We start from the raw sequence: 2,792 nt of genomic DNA on the forward strand, positions 1-2,792 counted from the left end.
AGTACTTTGAAATACAAAGTAAAATAATTTAATTGGTTTGCGCAAATTTATTTTAGAGATTTAACTAAATTTATAAACTATTAATTAAAGAATTTTAATGATATGATTGGATTACTATTAACAATTGCCAAAATTTCTGGAGGAATTTTACTTGGACTGGCTACCTTAGATAAATGGGATGGCGAAAGTAACGTTTTTAATAAAATAGCAGGTAAGTTAACGCCTTTTCAAACTGTAATTGGTGGTGCGCTTGTGGTTTTACCAATTCTTATGATTAGAAGTGGATTACTCTATAATATCATCAGTATTTTAGGAGGTATTTTATTGTTAACACATGTGTTTAGTAAAGTGCCAGCATTGGAATCTAGCTTAATAAAGCTATCTGATAAATTAGCACCTTTTAAGGCTATAATAGGAATTGTTCTTATAGTGATTGGTGTTTTGGGTTTGTTTTAGATTTATCTGACTTATATTTCAAATAAGCATAAAGTTTATTTATCTGCGATAATTTTATATTTTAAGATTGATTGATCTTCAAAGTAGATTGTGAGAGAGGTAGGTCTTTGAAAACTATGAGGTATATTAACTATAAATTGGTCATCTGTTTTTTCAAATAGAAATGATGTTGATAATCCATCTTTGAAGGCGTATTTATAAAATTTGTCAATAATCACATGATCGAATATTAATTTAATTGTGTCATTTGCCCTTACTTTTATTAAGCCATTAGATGCTTTGCCCAATACGATTTTACTTGTGAAAAATGGATGATAAATTTTCGGAAATAGAAAAAAGTTAGTTCTACTAATTGGGTCTTCTAATAATTGCCATTTTTGTTCTTTTGGAAAATGGTCTAAAATAAATAATTTGGGATTGGTAAGAAAATATGTGTCAACAAAATCAAAAATATTAGGTGTCGTCACTCTGTTGCCAGTAGACCAAGTTACATCGATTAATTGCCATTGATTTTCAATCTTAACAGCATTCCAAGCATGATTAGATAATTTTTTAATTCTTCCAATATCTCGGTAAGAACCTTTTACTGAACCTACAATTACTTCACATTGTATATTTAGTTTTTTTAATGTAAATCGTAGTAACTGAGAGTATCCTTCACAAACTGCTTTTTTTCTTTTTAAACATTGTTCAGCATATTTTAACTCTTGTTTCAATTGTTTTTCTTGGTACTCAGTTTCAGTATCATATTTTATGACTTTATATGCAGAGCCTTTTTTTTGAAACATTTCATAGTCGTAAGAAATATTATTAGATATCCAGAAATAAGCAGCTCTAGTTTTATCAATTGTAGTATCAAAATCTTTATTAATTTTTATGGCTAAGCTTTCAATTGATTCGAATTTTGTTGGATAACCGCTTACAATCGAATCTACTTTACTATAGGTCTGAGAAGAACTAAATTGAATTGAAATCAGAAAGAAAGCTAGCAAAAATGTTTTCATATTGCTAAATTAGACAAAAATTATTCCAGTTTTGAATCCAGCAGAAGCATACATATTAAAACAGTCAGAACCTTACAAATCTATTTTTTTGCATTTGCAAGTTTTAATAGAACATACTTTGCCTGAAACGCAACTGCTTTACAAATGGAGAATTCCATGCTATTATATAGATAAGCGACCAATTTGTTATCTCAATCAAACAAAAGACTATGTCGATGTTGGGTTTTGGCATTCGGCACACTTATCTAAAAAATGGGATGTGTATTTAATTTCTGAAAATCGTAAAGTGGTAAAATCTTTGCGTTATAGAACGTTAGATGCTATTGATGATTTTATTTTTATTTCAATTCTAAAAGAGGTAGAAGGGTTAAAGGACGAAGGGTTTTATAAGAAAAATTAGTTTTGCAGTTTTCAGTCGTCTTGCGTTCATAATTTGGTAAGATATCTAAAGGCTTTCCACGTTTTATACAAATATTATTTTACTAACCAAATCCCGAAAAAAACTGCCAAAAAGCCTATTCCAAAGCTAGCAATAGTATAAATAGCAAAACTCATAAAGTCTCCAGATTTTAAAAACACATGATTTTCATAGGCAAACGTCGAGAAGGTTGTAAAACCACCACAAAAACCAGTCGCTAAAAGCAATGTCTGACTCTGAGACAAAGTTTCATTTTTAGCAGCCAAGCCCAAGATAATTCCGATTAATAAACTACCGATAATATTGGCAGCAAACGTGCCATAGGGAATTCCGTTTTCAGAATTATTAAGCCATTTTCCTATAATAAAGCGTAGCATACTTCCAAAACCACCACCAAGAAATACGAGTAAGAGTTGTTTCAAATTTTATCTGTCTTTTGTTGGTAGTCTATAGTTGTTAGTTGGTAGTAAGGTGTTTTTCGTCTTTAGTCATTTTTTCTTTGCGCCTTCGCGCCTTTGCGAGAAATCTTCCGTCATCAGTCTTCTGTCATTTTTGATCAAGCTCATTCAACTTCCACATAAATCTCTGTAAACCATTTCGCAGGATTTAGTTCACGCATTGGGTCAGATAAATACGTTTCCAACATCGATCCACCTTCAACCATTTCTAAGTTATTGTCTGCTATATATTTCATTGTGGTTTCCCAAGCTTCTTTTAGATTGGAATAATTACCTTTTAAAACTGTTTTTACAGCACTAAAAGATTCTAGTTTTCCTGTTAAGATTTCCGCATCATCAGTCACGATTTTAGAATTTGTTGGTACACATGTTGAGAATATAGCTGCATCGTTTTCCTCATCCCATTTATGATATAAAATAAAAGGTGGTCCAGCCATAGTTACATTATTTGTCATT

The 2,792-nt window shown here is 30.7% G+C and carries 5 protein-coding genes; 2 read left to right on the forward strand and 3 right to left on the reverse strand.

All coding sequences use genetic code 11. The features are described 5' to 3' along the window. The first annotated feature begins 102 nt into the window (after positions 1 to 102). Complete coding sequence (locus AB8B90_RS07890; RefSeq protein ID WP_405335427.1) at positions 103 to 456, forward strand: hypothetical protein; 354 nt, start codon at positions 103 to 105, stop codon at positions 454 to 456. Positions 457 to 491: 35 nt separating this feature from the next. On the opposite strand, the gene AB8B90_RS07895 is transcribed toward AB8B90_RS07890, so the two are convergent. Further along, positions 492 to 1,460, reverse strand: coding sequence for a transglutaminase domain-containing protein (locus AB8B90_RS07895; RefSeq protein WP_405335429.1), 969 nt, complete (start codon positions 1,458 to 1,460; stop codon positions 492 to 494). A 31-nt stretch (positions 1,461 to 1,491) separates the two neighbouring features. Between AB8B90_RS07895 and AB8B90_RS07900 the strand changes: the two genes are divergently transcribed. Continuing rightward, a complete protein-coding gene (locus AB8B90_RS07900) occupies positions 1,492 to 1,860 on the forward strand; it encodes a DUF1801 domain-containing protein (protein ID WP_405335431.1) in 369 nt (122 codons plus the stop codon). A 74-nt stretch (positions 1,861 to 1,934) separates the two neighbouring features. Here the strand turns inward: AB8B90_RS07900 and crcB are convergent, their stop codons facing one another. Further along, entirely contained in the window at positions 1,935 to 2,300 is a 366-nt protein-coding gene (gene crcB, locus AB8B90_RS07905) for a fluoride efflux transporter CrcB (RefSeq protein ID WP_405335433.1), read from the reverse strand. 140 nt (positions 2,301 to 2,440) lie between these two features. Continuing rightward, on the reverse strand, positions 2,441 to 2,792 hold a 352-nt coding region (locus AB8B90_RS07910), incomplete at its 5' end, for a GyrI-like domain-containing protein (RefSeq protein WP_405335435.1).

Origin of the sequence: Psychroserpens sp. (genome assembly GCF_045105015.1) — a bacterium.
Lineage (GTDB): Bacteria > Bacteroidota > Bacteroidia > Flavobacteriales > Flavobacteriaceae > Psychroserpens.

What these genes read in the sequence shown, in the direction of transcription:
- AB8B90_RS07890 (WP_405335427.1), top strand. Translation starts at nt 103, where the DNA reads ATGATTGGATTACTATTAACAATTGCCAAAATTTCTGGAGGAATTTTA.
- AB8B90_RS07895 (WP_405335429.1), bottom strand. Translation starts at nt 1,460, where the DNA reads ATGAAAACATTTTTGCTAGCTTTCTTTCTGATTTCAATTCAATTTAGT.